We start from the raw sequence: 14098 nt of genomic DNA on the forward strand, positions 1-14098 counted from the left end.
ATGAGAGTAATGGGACTGGACTATGGGACGAAGACTGTAGGTGTTGCTATCAGCGACCCGCTCGGACTTACGGCCCAGGGAATTGAGACAATACAACGGAAAGAGGAGAACAAGCTGCGCCGTACCTGTGCGAGGATTGAAGAATTGATCAAAGAATATCAGGTAGAGAAGATCGTGCTTGGATTTCCAAAACATATGAATAATGATATCGGGGAGCGTGCACAGAAGTCATTAGAATTTCGTGACATGCTGGTTCGTCGTACAGGACTGGAAGTGATCATGTGGGACGAGAGACTTACGACAGTAGCGGCAGAGCAGACACTGATCGAGAGTGGTGTGAGAAGAGAAAATAGAAAGCAATATGTCGATAAGATTGCTGCTGTGTTCATTCTCCAGGGATATTTAGATTCGATTTATATGCAGAAAACAGCAGAATAGAGGAAAATCATATGGAAAAGGCAAAGTTTACTTTTAGTGATGGAAGTGGAGCAGATGAGTTCTTTGTACTTGAAGAGACAAAGATCAATGGTTCCGCGTATATTCTTGTAGTTGATTCAGAAGAAGATGACGCAGAATGCCTGATTCTCAGAGAAGTTGAAGAATCAAAAGACGCAGAGAAGACGTATGAGATCGTGGAAGACGATACAGAGCTGATGGCAGTTTCCAAAGTATTTGAGGAATTGCTGGAAGACGTCGATATTGAGATGTAATTACATGAAAGAAATACGAATGTAAGAGAAACTGCAGACAGGAATACTTTTCTCACTTTTGCAGAAGTGTTAGAAAAAAGTCTGGAGTTCTTTTTACAATATAGATAGGAGGCAGACAGATGGAAGCAGATAAGACACAGAAGCTTCTGAAAGAGAGGTTAAAGGAAAAGGGGCTGAAGGTGACTCACCAGAGACTGCTTGTTCTGTCCGTACTTGAAGAGAACAGTGGGAGTCATATGACAGCGGAAGATATCTATGATCTGGTATCAGAGGATTATCCGGAGATTGGGCTTGCCACAGTATACAGAACATTACAGCTTTTGTGGGATATGCAGCTGGTAGACAGGATTAATTTTGGGGATGGATGTGTGCGCTATGAGATCGGACATTTACTGAATGGGGAGACAAAGCACAATCATCATCACCTGATTTGTAAGAGATGTAACAAGGTAATGCCGTTTGATGATGACCTTCTGGAGAGTCTGGAAGATCATATCGAGAAGGCAACCGGCTTCCATGTCCTGGACCACGAACTGAAATTCTACGGACTGTGTAAAGACTGTATGAAGAAACAGAGATAGTGGAGGTGTATATTTTTTGAAAAAACAGAATAATGGAAAATTGCGTATCATACCGCTTGGAGGTCTGGAACAGATCGGTATGAACATTACTGCGTTTGAGTATGAAGACAGTATTGTTGTTGTAGACTGTGGTCTTGCGTTCCCGGAAGATGATATGCTTGGAATCGACCTTGTAATTCCGGATGTAACCTACCTGAAAGATAATATTTCCAAGGTAAAGGGATTTGTTATCACGCACGGTCATGAGGACCATATCGGTGCATTGCCGTATGTACTCAAAGAGATCAACATTCCGATTTATACAACCAAGCTTACAATGGGAATCATTGAGAACAAGCTGAAGGAGCATAATCTGCTTCGTGGAACGAAGAGAAAGGTTGTACGTCACGGTCAGTCAATCAATCTTGGAAAGTTCCGGATTGAATTTATCAAGACGAACCACAGTATCCAGGATGCGTCCGCACTGGCAATCTATTCACCGGCAGGTGTTGTTGTCCACACAGGAGACTTCAAGGTTGATTATACTCCGGTATTTGGAGATGCGATCGACCTGCAGCGTTTTGCTGAGATTGGTAAGAAAGGCGTGCTGGCACTGATGTCTGACAGTACGAATGCAGAGCGAAAAGGATTTACGCAGTCAGAACGTACAGTAGGTATCACATTTGATCACATTTTTGCAGAGCATCAGAATACAAGACTGATCATTGCGACATTTGCTTCGAATGTTGACCGTGTACAGCAGATCATCAACTCTGCTTATAAGTATGGCAGAAAGGTTGTTGTAGAAGGTCGCAGTATGGTGAATATCATTTCTACAGCATCAGAATTAGGATATCTGAATGTACCGGATAATACATTGATTGAGATTGATCAGATGAAGAATTATCCACCGGAGAAGATGGTGCTGATCACAACAGGAAGCCAGGGAGAATCTATGGCTGCACTGTCAAGAATGGCAGCTGACGTACACCGCAAGGTTACAATTCAGCCGAATGATACGATCATTTTCAGCTCAAACCCGATTCCTGGAAATGAGAAATCGGTTTCACGTGTGATCAATGAACTCTCTGCAAAGGGAGCAGAAGTTATTTTCCAGGATGCTCATGTATCAGGACATGCCTGTCAGGAAGAATTGAAGTTGATCTATTCTCTTGTAAAACCGAAATATGCGATTCCGGTGCATGGTGAATACCGCCATCTGAAAGCAAACGCCGGTGTTGCGAAGAGCCTTGGAATTCCGAAAGAGAATGTATTTATTATGCAGTCCGGTGAAGTACTTGAATTGTGTGATGATTACGCTAAGGTTGTAGATAAGGTTCATACAGGAGCAATTCTGGTAGACGGACTTGGTGTTGGAGATGTTGGAAATATCGTTCTTCGAGACAGACAGCATCTTGCAGAAGATGGTATCATTATTGTAGTTCTTACATTAGAGAGAAGAACGAACCGCCTGCTTGCAGGACCGGATATCGTATCAAGAGGATTTGTCTATGTCAGAGAGTCAGAGGAGCTGATGGATGATGCAAGAAAGGCTGTTTCAGAAGCACTTGAGAAATGCCTGAAAGGAAGACATACAGACTGGAATAAGATCAAGCTTGTGATCCGTGATGCAATGAATGACTATATCTGGAAGAAGACAAAGAGAAGACCAATGGTGATCCCGATCATCATGGATGTGGATGTGTAAGATATGATAGTAGATGAACGTATTATTACATTCATCAATTCTATGGATACAGAGAACAGTGAAATACTGGAGACAATTGAACAGGAAGCGCTGGCGGCGGATGTACCGATCATCCGACGAGAGATGCAGAGCTTCCTGGAGGTTCTCCTTTTGATGAAAAAACCTATGCGCGTTCTGGAAGTCGGAACTGCCGTAGGTTTCTCTGCGTTATTGATGAGTGATTACCTGCCGGAAGGTGGACATATAACAACAATAGAGAATTATGAGAAGAGAATCCCGATTGCGAGGGAGAATTTCCGCAGAGCGGGAAAGGAAGATAAGATTACTCTGATTGAAGGAGATGCGACAGAAGTTCTTGCGGAAATGGAAGGAACTTTTGATTTTATCTTTATGGATGCAGCGAAAGGGCAATATATTCATTATCTTCCGAATGTGTTGCGACTGCTTTCGGATGGAGGCTGTCTTGTGTCAGACAATGTGATGCAGGATGGGGATATCATAGAATCCCGTTTTGCGGTAGAACGCAGAAATCGTACAATACATGCGAGAATGCGGGAATATCTGTATGAATTGAAACACAGAGAGGATCTGGTCACATCTATTATTCCGCTTGGAGATGGTGTGGCAGTGAGCATAAAACAAGGAGTAGAAAAATGAGTAGACCGATCGAACTATTGATCCCGGCGAGCAGCCTGGAAGTGTTAAAAACAGCTGTAATTTTCGGTGCTGATGCAGTATATATCGGAGGAGAAGCATTTGGGTTGCGTGCGAAAGCAAAAAATTTCTCTATGGAAGAAATGAAAGAGGGAATAGAATTCGCACATGCACATGATGTAAAAGTGTATGTTACAGCAAATATTCTTGCCCACAACGATGATCTTGAAGGGGTAAGAGAATATTTTGAAGAGTTGAGAGAGATTAAACCTGATGCACTGATCATTGCGGATCCGGGAGTGTTTGAGATTGCAAAAGAGGTATGTCCTGAGATTGAGCGTCATATCAGTACACAGGCGAATAACACAAACTATGCAACTTATAACTTTTGGTATCGACAGGGTGCAAGTCGTGTGGTTTCAGCAAGAGAATTGTCTCTGAAAGAGATTAAGGAGATCAGAGAAAGAATTCCGGAAGATCTTGAGATTGAGACATTTGTCCATGGAGCAATGTGTATCTCTTATTCCGGACGCTGCCTTCTGAGTAATTATTTTACAGGAAGGGACGCAAACCAGGGGGCATGTACACATCCATGCCGTTGGAAGTATGCAGTAGTCGAGGAAAAGAGACCGGGAGAATATCTTCCGGTCTATGAGAATGAACGCGGAACTTACATCTTTAATTCAAAAGATCTTTGTATGATCGAGCATATTCCGGAATTAATTGATGCGGGAATTGACAGTTTTAAGATCGAAGGACGAATGAAAACAGCACTTTATGTTGCAACAGTGGCGAGAACTTACCGTAAAGCAATTGATGATTATCAGAAAGATCCAGAGCTTTACAAGAAGAACATGCCTTGGTATCTGGATCAGATTTCAAACTGTACTTATCGTCAGTTTACGACTGGATTTTTCTTTGGAAAACCAGATCATGAGACACAGATTTATGACAATAATACATATATCCGAGAGTATACTTATCTTGGAATTGTCGGGGCTGTTGAGAATGGGCTTGCAAGAATTGAACAGCGCAATAAGTTTTCTGTAGGTGAGACAATTGAGATTATGAAGCCGGACGGAAGTAATGTTGAGGCAAAGGTTCTCCGGATCCTGAATGAGGATGGAGAGGAACAGGAAAGTGCACCGCATTCAAAGCAGGTTCTTCATGTAGAACTGAGCGAGACACCAGCTCAGTACGATCTTCTCAGAAGACAGGAAGAGGATAAAGAAGTTAATTCATAGAAGAGTCTTAGAAAGTTCAAAAATATTGTCGGAGTTTTCCGATAGCACTTTTTTCGATACGGGATACATAGGAGCGGGAGATGCCCAGTTGTGCGGCAATCTCCCGCTGCGTGTATTCTTCTCCCTGATACAGTCCGTATCGCATTTTCAATACAAGTTTTTCTCTTGGAGAAAGTTCATTTTCCAGTTTTTCATAAAGCTTTTGAATATTGTCCTTCAGATGAATCCGCTCTGGAATATCTGTTTCTGTAGATTCGATGATATCGTAGAGGTTGACTTCATTTCCTTCCCGATCTGTGCCAATCGGTTCATAAAGAGAGATTTCATGGCTGCATTTTTTTCTGGCGCGCAGATACATCAGGACTTCATTTTCTACACAGCGGGAGGCATAGGCAGCCAGACGATTTCCCTTTTCAGGATCGAACGTAATTACAGCTTTGATCAGGCCAATCGTGCCGATAGAAATCAGATCTTCCGGATCTTCACTGGTATTTTGGTATTTCCGTATAACATGGGCAACGAGACGGAGATTGCGTTCAATTAAAATATGCTTGGCTTCCAGATCGCCCTCGGTGTATCTCTGAATGTATTTTTTCTCTTCCGCCGGTGTGAGGGGATTAGGAAATGCTTTCAAGACAGCACCTCTGGATGCATTTAATATAGTTTATGAAAAAATGTGGAAATTGTGCTTTTCCATATGCTCAAGTTCTCGGAAACTGATTGACAAATCGATATTCGGAAGTTATGATATCTATACATTCTCGGAATGTCAGTTCCGAAAATCAAATCCGGCTGATTCAGCCAGAATTTCAGCAGCTTACAATGGGGTGTAAGAAGAACAGGTGCGCTTGTGACTGGGAAAAGGAAGGAGCGCATATGAGTTTTAGTACAGTAAAATCCGCGGCAATGGAAGGGCTTGCGGTAGAAATGGTCTATGTGGAGGCGGATGTCAGCAATGGACTTCCGATTTTTCACATGGTGGGATATTTGTCATCAGAGGTGAAAGAAGCAGCAGAACGCGTACGGTCTGCAGTCCGGAATTCAGGTCTTGAATTTCCGGCGAAACGTGTGGTGATCAATCTTTCGCCGGCAACTATGAGGAAAAGAGGAGCGTCATTTGATCTTCCAATCGCAGTGTCGATTCTGACGTCACTTGGCGTTTTACAACAGAATAGAAGAATGAAAGACTGTATGATCATCGGAGAACTGGGATTGGATGGACAAGTTAGGAAAGTTCCCGGGATTCTTTCTATGGTATCAGAGGCAAAGGTACAAAAAGTTACAAGCTGTATTGTTCCGAGAGAAAATGAAAAGGAAGCAGAACTTGTAGAAGGGGTTCGGATTATTGCAGTTGGAAGTCTCAGGGAATGTATCAGTTATTTGGAACATGGAGACAGAACAGGTGGAGAACAGAGATGTCTTGGTGAAAAAGAGGCTGATAAAATAGAAGACAGAGGAAAAGTGGGAGAAGAAGTCCCTGATTTCGCAGACTTATATGGTCAGGAGAATGTTCGTCGGGCAGCGGAAATTGCTGTGGCGGGAGGGCATAATCTGCTTATGGTCGGACCACCCGGAAGCGGGAAGACAATGACCGCAAAATGTATGGCAGGAATTCTGCCGCCGATGAATTATGAAGAAAGTATGGAGCTTACAAAGCTTTATAGTGTTATGGGAATGCTGGATGGAAAGGAACCACTGATTTCCAGAAGACCTTTTCGAGAGGTACATCATACTGCAACGAGAGCAGCGCTGATTGGTGGTGGGATTGTTCCAAGACCAGGAGAGATCAGCCTGGCGCATAGTGGTATTCTATTTTTGGATGAACTTCCTGAATTTAAGAGAAGTGTTCTTGAAGTGCTCAGGCAGCCACTGGAACAACGCAGCATACAGATCACAAGAACCAGTGGGAATTATATCTTTCCGGCTGATTTTATGCTTGTATCTGCCATGAATACGTGTCCGTGTGGGAAATTTCCATCGACAGCCTGTACTTGTACGCCGGCACAGATCCAGGCGTATTTAAGCAAGATCAGCCAACCGTTTCTCGATCGGATTGACCTTAGTGTTGAAGCTTCTAAAGTGGAATATCGGGATCTGGTGAAAGAGTCTGTTTCCTGTCCGGAGTCTTCGGCGGTGATTAAAGCGCGGGTATGTGAAGCAAGAAAGAGACAGAAGATTCGCTACCAAAACACGAAGATCCAGTGTAACGCAATGCTTCATGGTGCAGAATTGAGTAAGTATTGCAGATTAAACGGAGAAGAAATGCGACTGATGGGGCAGGCTTATGATGTACTGAATCTGACGGCGAGGTCTTATCACCGAATCTTAAAGGTTGCGAGAACGATTGCGGATTTAGATTACAGTGAGGAGATAAAACTGGAACATTTACAGGAGGCGATCGGTTATCGGACATTGGACAGGAAATATTGGGGGAGGTATGTATGATGTGTGAAGAGATGATTTTTGAATACTGGTTTTCTACGATTCGAAAACTATCTGCAAGAAAAAAGTATCTGCTCCGAGAACTCATAGGAAGTGGAAAGAAGATATATTATATAGAAGAAACTGAAATTACAGGAATTGAATTCCTTACAGAGGAAGAAAAAGAGGGATTAAAAAAAGCCCGGAAAGAGAAAACGAAAGAACAATTAAAAGAAGAGTTTTACAAAATGCAGGAACATGGAATCGAATTTATTCCATTTTTTTCAAAAGAATATCCTCCGGGGCTGGCTGAGATACCAGATCCCCCGTTTGCTCTTTTTGTGAAAGGAACATGTCCGGGAGCCAAGAAGAAGGCAGCAATTGTCGGAGCAAGGGGGTGTAGTGGATATGGAGAACATTATACAAGAGAATTTGCGGAAGTACTGGCGGCAGCAGGTGTTGATATCATCAGTGGCATGGCGAAAGGGATCGATGGAACAGGACAAAGAGCAGCGTTGAATGCAGGCGGAAAATCTTATGCTGTTTTAGGGAGCGGAGTGGATGTCTGTTATCCAAGAGATCATATCGGTTTATATATGGATATCATAGAACACGGAGGCGGAATCCTTTCGGAATTTCCACCGGGAACCCCTCCGCTTGCAATGAATTTTCCAATGAGGAACCGGATCATCAGCGGCCTGTCAGATGCGGTTCTGGTAATGGAGGCCCGGATAAGAAGTGGCTCTTTGATTACAGCAGATATGGCACTGGAGCAGGGAAAGGATGTTTATGCCCTTCCGGGACCGCTGGACAGTCCTTTGAGTGCCGGGTGTAATCACCTGATCCAACAGGGTGCCGGAATCCTTCTGAATCCTAAAAATCTGCTGGAAGAATGGGGGATTGAAACAAATGTTTTGTGCAGAAACACGGAGATAAAAAACGAGAAAAATAAAAAAGTGCTTGAAAGTACAGATGATTTGGTGTATAGTTGTGTCGGTTTGTATCCTAAGAATGTGGATCAGATTGCGCAGGAATCTCGGGTGGAGATCAGAAAATTGATGAGCATTCTTGTTACACTGGAACTGCAGGGATACATTCGTGAAATAACAAAGAATTATTATATCAGAATAAAATAGGAGTATAGTTTTTATGGCACATTATCTTGTAATCGTGGAGTCTCCTGCAAAGGTGAAGACGATTAAAAAGTTTCTAGGAAGCAATTATACAGTTGCAGCGTCACAGGGACACGTCAGGGATCTGCCGAAAAGTCAGCTTGGAATTGACGTGGAGAATGATTACGAACCAAAATATATTACCATTCGTGGAAAAGGAGAGATTCTTGCAACGCTCAGAAAAGAGGCGAAGAAATCAGACAAAGTTTATCTTGCAACCGACCCTGACCGTGAAGGAGAGGCTATTTCCTGGCATCTTGCTGCTGCCTTGAAGCTGGACGAGAAGAAAATGCGCCGTATTACATTTAATGAGATTACAAAGAATGCTGTGAAAGCATCTTTGAAAGCACCACGCGATATTGACATGGATCTTGTAGATGCACAGCAGGCAAGAAGAGAGCTTGACCGTATGGTTGGATATAAGATTAGTCCATTGCTTTGGGCAAAGGTAAAGCGTGGGTTGAGTGCCGGACGTGTACAGTCAGTCGCACTTCGTATTGTTGCAGACAGGGAAGCAGAGATTGATGCATTTATTCCGGAAGAGTACTGGTCATTGGATGCACAACTGAAAGTAAAAGGTGAGAAACGTCCTCTGACAGCGAAGTTCTACGGGACAGAGAAGAAAAAGATGACGATCCATTCAAAAGAAGAGATGGACGAGATCTTAAAGAAATTAGAGAACGAAGAGTTCCAGATTACAGATATCAAGAACAGTGAGAGGACGCGTAAAGCACCACTCCCATTTACGACGAGTACGCTGCAGCAGGAAGCTGCCAAGGCATTGAACTTTGGTACACAGAAGACAATGCGTATTGCACAGCAGCTGTATGAAGGTGTGGACATTAAAGGGAATGGAACAGTCGGTGTGATTACTTATCTTCGTACGGATTCTACACGTATTTCAGAGGAAGCTGATGCAGCAGCAAGAAGTTATATTGCTGAGACTTACGGGGAAGCATATGTAGCAGAAGGAACAAAAACAAAGTCCGCAGATAAGAAGATTCAGGATGCGCATGAGGCGATCCGCCCGACAGATATTACACGCACACCGGCAGCGATCAAGGATTCATTAAGCAGAGATCAGTTCCGTCTGTATCAGCTGATCTGGAAACGCTTCACAGCAAGCCGCATGCAGCCGGCGAAGTATGAGACAACAGCAGTCAAGATCGGAGCCGGTGAGTACTGCTTTACTGTATCAACAGCAAGGGTTGCATTTGATGGATTTCGCTCTGTGTATGTAGAGGCAGAGGAAGAGAAGGAAGAGAGCAATGTACTGGTCGGACATCTTAGCATGGATTCTGTTCTTACAAAAGAAGAATTTGATCCAAAGCAACATTTTACGCAGCCGCCGGCACATTATACAGAGGCGAGTCTTGTAAAGACAATGGAAGAGCTTGGGATCGGACGTCCAAGTACCTATGCTCCAACCATTTCTCTGATCCTTGGAAGAAGATATATTACAAAAGAAGGCAAGAATCTTTATCTGACAGAGATTGGTGAAGTTGTTAATAATATTATGAAACAGTCATTTCCAAGTATTGTAGATGTTCATTTTACAGCGAATATGGAAGGTCTTCTTGATATGGTTGAAGAAGGAAAGGTTCCGTGGAAGGAAGTAATCCGTAATTTCTATCCGGATCTTGAGGAAGCTGTTGAAATTGCAGAGAAAGAGCTTGAGGAAGTTAAGATTGAAGATGAAGTAACAGATGTGATCTGTGAAGAGTGCGGTCGTAACATGGTGATCAAATACGGTCCGCATGGTAAATTCCTTGCATGCCCGGGATTCCCGGAATGCAGAAATACAAAACCATATCTGGAAAAGATCGGAGTTCCGTGTCCTGTGTGTGGAAAAGAAGTTGTTATCCGCAAAACGAAAAAGGGAAGAAAGTATTATGGATGTGAGGATAATCCGGAATGCGAATTTATGTCCTGGCAGAAGCCATCCAGTAAGAAATGTCCTGAATGTGGTGGATACATGGTAGAAAAAGGCAATAAATTAGTTTGTGCTGATGAAAAGTGCGGATATGTGGAAACAATTAAGAAAGAAGATTAAATATTTCAAAAAACAGAAAAACACAACGTTGCTATTTTCTGAATTGTATGATAATATAAGCTAGTAAGGAATTTGAAATTTGATTTGTGTATACAACTTGGGAAATAATAGTTACTGTTTGCTAGAAGTAGTGAATAAGAGCAAATCATGTGGAGGAGACAATGAGCGTACAATTATTGGATAAGACCAGAAAGATTAATAAGTTGCTGCATAATAATAACTCCAGCAAAGTTGTGTTTAATGATATCTGTGCGGTACTGACAGAGATTTTGGACTCAAATGTGCTGGTAGTCAGCAAGAAGGGAAAGATTCTTGGAGTCAGCAAAAGCAATAAGGTGAGAGAAATCAGTGAACTGATCACAGAATCCGTAGGATCTCATATTGATAATATGCTTAATGAAAGATTGCTGAGTGTTCTGTCTACAAAAGAGAATGTTAATCTGGAGACACTTGGTTTTTCTTCAGATGCTGTGGAAGGATGTCAGGCAATCATCACACCGATCGATATTGCCGGGGAGCGTCTCGGAACATTGTTTATCTACAAACAGGATGCAACGTATTCTATTGATGATATTATTCTCAGTGAATATGGTACTGCTGTAGTAGGACTTGAGATGCTTCGTTCAGTGAATGAAGAAAGTGCGGAAGAGACAAGAAAAGAACATGTCGTTCAGGCAGCAATCAGCACACTTTCTTTCTCAGAGCTGGAAGCAATCATTCATATCTTTAAAGAACTTGATGGTACAGAGGGAATCCTGGTTGCCAGCAAGGTAGCGGATCGTGTGGGAATTACAAGATCGGTTATCGTGAATGCACTTCGCAAGTTTGAAAGTGCAGGAGTAATTGAATCACGTTCTTCAGGAATGAAAGGAACTTATATTAAAGTTCTGAATGATTATGTATTTACAGAGCTCGAGAGGATTGAGAAAGAGCGGATGTAAGCAGAAGGAGAAGACAAGATGTACGAGGGAAATCCGGTTGATCTGCAGATGGAAAAAGTGATTTCAGCAGATGCTATTTTTGATGATACAACAAGAGTCTGTAAGGTGGATCATTATGATACAGAAGAAGATTACATTTATCTTGAAGTGATGGAAGATCCTCTGACAACGATTCTGCTGGATGCAAAATACAGATGTTATATTTCAACGGGGACAGAGCTGTTGTGCTGCTCCGGTGTTGTGAAAGAGAGATACCAGTCGGAAGACAGGAATCTACTGAAGTTTAAAATTGAGAACGGATTCTATGAGATGAACGAAAGAAGATCATAGAGAAGTTTTAGAGACGAAAGAAAAGCTGTGAGGCAGAGAAAGCCCCATGGCTTTTCTTTTATAAAAAATATGTAAACTGTGTTGACAAATGAAATGGGGAGTGCTATTTTATATTCATGGGTTAGCACTCAAGAGAAATGAGTGCTAATAAAGTAAGGAGGAATTACAATGAAATTAGTACCATTAGGTGACAAGATCGTTTTAAAACAGTTAGAAGCAGAAGAGACAACAAAGTCCGGAATCGTATTACCGGGACAGGCAAAAGAGAAACCACAGGAAGCAGAAGTAATCGCAGTCGGACCTGGCGGAGTTGTGGATGGAAAAGAAGTTGTAATGCAGGTTAAGGTTGGAGATAAAGTAATTTATTCCAAATATGCCGGAACAGATGTAGAGCTTGAAGGAGAGAAATACATCATTGTAAAGCAGAATGATATTCTTGCAATTGTAGAGTAATACCCAGACAAATATAAAGGAGATGCAGTTAAAATGGCAAAGGAAATCAAATACGGATCAGAAGCAAGAGCAGCACTTGAAAGAGGTGTGAATCAGTTAGCTGATACAGTTAAAGTAACATTAGGACCAAAAGGAAGAAACGTAGTACTTGATAAATCATTCGGTGCTCCGCTTATTACAAATGATGGTGTAACAATCGCGAAAGAGATTGAACTGGAAGATGGATTTGAGAACATGGGTGCACAGCTGATCAGAGAAGTTGCAGCTAAGACAAATGATGTTGCCGGAGATGGTACAACAACAGCTACAGTTCTTGCACAGGCAATGGTTCACGAAGGAATGAAGAACCTTGAGGCAGGAGCAAACCCGATCGTTCTGAGAAAAGGAATGAAGAAAGCTACAGATAAAGCAGTAGAAGCAATCCGTGAGATGAGCAGCAAAGTCAACGGAAAAGAGCAGATTGCAAGAGTTGCTGCAGTTTCTTCAGGAGATGATGAAGTTGGACAGATGGTTGCAGATGCAATGGAAAAAGTATCCAACGACGGAGTTATCACAATCGAAGAGTCTAAGACAATGCAGACAGAGCTTGACCTTGTAGAAGGTATGCAGTTTGACCGTGGATACATTTCCGCATATATGGCAACAGATATGGAGAAGATGGAAGCAGTTCTGGATGATCCATATATTCTGATCACAGATAAGAAGATTTCCAATATCCAGGAGATTCTTCCGGTTCTTGAGCAGATCGTTCAGTCTGGAGCAAGACTTCTTATTATCGCTGAAGATATCGAGGGTGAGGCACTCACAACTCTGATCGTGAATAAACTGCGTGGAACATTCAACGTTGTAGCAGTAAAAGCACCTGGATATGGTGACAGAAGAAAAGAGATGCTTCAGGATATCGCAATTCTGACAGGTGGACAGGTGATTTCTGAAGAACTCGGATTCGACCTTAAAGAAACTACAATGGATCAGCTTGGACGTGCAAAATCTGTTAAGGTTCAGAAAGAGAATACAGTTATCGTTGACGGATGTGGAGACAAGAACGCAATCGCAGATCGTGTTGGACAGATCAAGAAAGCAATCGAAGAGACAACATCTGATTTCGACAGAGAGAAACTTCAGGAGAGACTTGCAAAACTTGCAGGCGGAGTTGCTGTTATCCGTGTAGGTGCAGCTACAGAGACAGAGATGAAAGAAGCTAAACTTCGTATGGAAGATGCTCTGAATGCTACAAAAGCAGCAGTTGAAGAAGGAATCATCGGTGGTGGTGGATCCGCATACATCCATGTTTCTAAGAAGGTAAAAGAATTCGCAGAGACTCTTGAGGGAGATGAGAAGACAGGTGCCAAGATTATCCTGAAAGCACTGGAAGCTCCTCTGGCTCAGATCGCAAAGAATGCAGGACTTGAGGGAGCAGTTATTGTAAACAAAGTAAGAGAGTCTGAAGTAGGAACAGGATTTGATGCTTACAATGAGACATATGTAGATATGGTTGAGAAGGGAATCCTTGATCCGGCGAAGGTTACAAGAAGTGCTCTTCAGAACGCAACAAGTGTTGCTTCTACACTTCTTACAACAGAGTCTGTTGTATCTACAATTAAAGAGGATACACCGGCTATGCCAGCAGGCGGAGCAGGTGGAATGGGAATGATGTAATCTATCCATCAGGAAGATTTGCAGAATTTCTATAAGAATAGAATAAAAGAGCTGTTACATAGAGATCTGTAGCAGCAGGAACAGAGGGTTCTATCACATTTTCGTAATGTCAGATAGAACCTTTTGTTTGTTCTAAAAAAGGCTCAGTTTGTCGCATAGATAATAAATAAAGGAGTACTTATAAGTAAAACTT

Annotated in this window: 14 protein-coding genes; 13 read left to right on the top strand and 1 reads right to left on the bottom strand. The window is 42.4% G+C overall.

Going from position 1 to position 14098, the window contains the following annotated elements; genetic code table 11:
• The 6 genes from ruvX (at window position 1) to ACZ47Z_RS04930 (ending at window position 4876) form a co-directional block, all read left to right on the top strand.
• A complete protein-coding gene (ruvX, locus tag ACZ47Z_RS04905) occupies window positions 1-438 on the top strand; it encodes a Holliday junction resolvase RuvX (protein ID WP_015528746.1) in 438 nt (145 codons plus the stop codon).
• 11 nt (window positions 439-449) lie between these two features.
• Window positions 450-710, top strand: a complete 261-nt coding sequence (locus tag ACZ47Z_RS04910; protein ID WP_015528747.1) for a DUF1292 domain-containing protein — start codon at window positions 450-452, stop codon at window positions 708-710.
• Between the two features lie 119 nt (window positions 711-829).
• On the top strand, window positions 830-1291 hold the full coding sequence (locus ACZ47Z_RS04915) for a Fur family transcriptional regulator (protein ID WP_055156421.1): 462 nt from the start codon (window positions 830-832) through the stop codon (window positions 1289-1291).
• A gap of 16 nt (window positions 1292-1307) precedes the next feature.
• Entirely contained in the window at window positions 1308-2978 is a 1671-nt protein-coding gene (locus ACZ47Z_RS04920; RefSeq protein ID WP_020436179.1) for a ribonuclease J, read from the top strand.
• A 3-nt stretch (window positions 2979-2981) separates the two neighbouring features.
• Window positions 2982-3635 carry an O-methyltransferase gene (locus ACZ47Z_RS04925; protein ID WP_015528749.1) on the top strand — a complete coding sequence of 218 codons (654 nt, stop codon included), beginning with the start codon at window positions 2982-2984 and terminating at the stop codon, window positions 3633-3635.
• A complete protein-coding gene (locus ACZ47Z_RS04930; RefSeq protein ID WP_015528750.1) occupies window positions 3632-4876 on the top strand; it encodes a peptidase U32 family protein in 1245 nt (414 codons plus the stop codon). The genes ACZ47Z_RS04925 and ACZ47Z_RS04930 overlap by 4 nt, the downstream gene beginning before the upstream one ends.
• A 16-nt stretch (window positions 4877-4892) precedes the next feature.
• Here ACZ47Z_RS04930 and sigK read toward each other — a convergent pair whose 3' ends face one another.
• Window positions 4893-5510, bottom strand: coding sequence for an RNA polymerase sporulation sigma factor SigK (gene sigK, locus ACZ47Z_RS04935; protein WP_054752519.1), 618 nt, complete (start codon window positions 5508-5510; stop codon window positions 4893-4895).
• A 242-nt stretch (window positions 5511-5752) separates the two neighbouring features.
• Between sigK and ACZ47Z_RS04940 the strand changes: the two genes are divergently transcribed.
• From ACZ47Z_RS04940 to groL, 7 genes are all read left to right on the top strand, one after another.
• Window positions 5753-7321: a YifB family Mg chelatase-like AAA ATPase gene (locus ACZ47Z_RS04940; RefSeq protein ID WP_464525924.1), complete on the top strand. Its 1569-nt coding sequence runs from the start codon at window positions 5753-5755 to the stop codon at window positions 7319-7321.
• The gene (gene dprA / locus ACZ47Z_RS04945) at window positions 7321-8433 is read left to right on the top strand and encodes a DNA-processing protein DprA (protein WP_464526046.1); all 1113 of its coding nucleotides are present in this window, start codon (window positions 7321-7323) and stop codon (window positions 8431-8433) included. Before ACZ47Z_RS04940 ends, dprA begins: the two co-directional genes overlap by 1 nt.
• A gap of 13 nt (window positions 8434-8446) precedes the next feature.
• The gene (gene topA / locus ACZ47Z_RS04950) at window positions 8447-10522 is read left to right on the top strand and encodes a type I DNA topoisomerase (RefSeq protein ID WP_015528753.1); all 2076 of its coding nucleotides are present in this window, start codon (window positions 8447-8449) and stop codon (window positions 10520-10522) included.
• A gap of 161 nt (window positions 10523-10683) precedes the next feature.
• Window positions 10684-11463, top strand: coding sequence for a GTP-sensing pleiotropic transcriptional regulator CodY (codY, locus tag ACZ47Z_RS04955; protein WP_015528754.1), 780 nt, complete (start codon window positions 10684-10686; stop codon window positions 11461-11463).
• An 18-nt stretch (window positions 11464-11481) separates the two neighbouring features.
• A complete protein-coding gene (locus tag ACZ47Z_RS04960; protein ID WP_015528755.1) occupies window positions 11482-11793 on the top strand; it encodes a hypothetical protein in 312 nt (103 codons plus the stop codon).
• 168 nt (window positions 11794-11961) lie between these two features.
• The gene (locus ACZ47Z_RS04965) at window positions 11962-12246 is read left to right on the top strand and encodes a co-chaperone GroES (RefSeq protein ID WP_015528756.1); all 285 of its coding nucleotides are present in this window, start codon (window positions 11962-11964) and stop codon (window positions 12244-12246) included.
• Window positions 12247-12279: 33 nt separating this feature from the next.
• Window positions 12280-13905 (top strand): chaperonin GroEL, encoded by a 1626-nt coding sequence (gene groL / locus ACZ47Z_RS04970; RefSeq protein ID WP_015528757.1) that lies wholly within the window; start codon window positions 12280-12282, stop codon window positions 13903-13905.
• Window positions 13906-14098 lie beyond the last annotated feature (193 nt).

It is taken from the genome of Mediterraneibacter faecis, from assembly GCF_055383675.1.

Coding starts and splice junctions, on each gene's coding strand:
- ACZ47Z_RS04930 (WP_015528750.1), top strand. CDS start 3,632: ATGAGTAGACCGATCGAACTATTGATCCCGGCGAGCAGCCTGGAAGTG.
- ACZ47Z_RS04910 (WP_015528747.1), top strand. CDS start 450: ATGGAAAAGGCAAAGTTTACTTTTAGTGATGGAAGTGGAGCAGATGAG.
- ACZ47Z_RS04940 (WP_464525924.1), top strand. CDS start 5,753: ATGAGTTTTAGTACAGTAAAATCCGCGGCAATGGAAGGGCTTGCGGTA.
- ACZ47Z_RS04915 (WP_055156421.1), top strand. CDS start 830: ATGGAAGCAGATAAGACACAGAAGCTTCTGAAAGAGAGGTTAAAGGAA.
- ACZ47Z_RS04960 (WP_015528755.1), top strand. CDS start 11,482: ATGTACGAGGGAAATCCGGTTGATCTGCAGATGGAAAAAGTGATTTCA.
- ruvX (WP_015528746.1), top strand. CDS start 1: ATGAGAGTAATGGGACTGGACTATGGGACGAAGACTGTAGGTGTTGCT.
- ACZ47Z_RS04925 (WP_015528749.1), top strand. CDS start 2,982: ATGATAGTAGATGAACGTATTATTACATTCATCAATTCTATGGATACA.
- groL (WP_015528757.1), top strand. CDS start 12,280: ATGGCAAAGGAAATCAAATACGGATCAGAAGCAAGAGCAGCACTTGAA.
- topA (WP_015528753.1), top strand. CDS start 8,447: ATGGCACATTATCTTGTAATCGTGGAGTCTCCTGCAAAGGTGAAGACG.
- ACZ47Z_RS04965 (WP_015528756.1), top strand. CDS start 11,962: ATGAAATTAGTACCATTAGGTGACAAGATCGTTTTAAAACAGTTAGAA.
- dprA (WP_464526046.1), top strand. CDS start 7,321: ATGTGTGAAGAGATGATTTTTGAATACTGGTTTTCTACGATTCGAAAA.
- codY (WP_015528754.1), top strand. CDS start 10,684: ATGAGCGTACAATTATTGGATAAGACCAGAAAGATTAATAAGTTGCTG.